This is a genomic window from Microvirga sp. KLBC 81 (assembly GCF_003075415.1).
Taxonomy (GTDB): domain Bacteria; phylum Pseudomonadota; class Alphaproteobacteria; order Rhizobiales; family Beijerinckiaceae; genus Microvirga.
Genome location: NZ_QDAH01000336.1, coordinates 1 through 274, shown reverse-complemented (window position 1 = coordinate 274; position 274 = coordinate 1). Strand labels below are relative to the sequence as shown.

The window sequence follows — 274 nt, the reverse complement described above, 5'->3', positions numbered from 1 at the left end:
ATGGCGACTTCGAGGTGAACGATACTTTGCTGGTGCGCTCGAACACCACTGTCGCCTGGGTCGGCAACAGCTTCATCAAGCTCACGCAGACCTCATCCGTCGGCGCCGTCATCGTCGCCTATAGCGAAGGGCCTTTAGGGACCATACCACCCGTTCCTTCCGAGAACGTCTTGTTCGACAATCCGCTCGTCGACGGCGGAAACCTCGGTTATGCGGCTAACAGGCCGGGAGGCGAGAATGGCGTTGGCGGCGCCTTCGTTCGCAACCTGCGCAT

1 protein-coding gene is annotated in these 274 nt (G+C 60.2%); it reads left to right on the top strand.

The window, feature by feature from the left end; translation table 11 throughout:
• Positions 1 to 274: hypothetical protein (locus DC522_RS35660; protein WP_205769959.1), on the top strand; the 274-nt coding region annotated here is incomplete at both ends.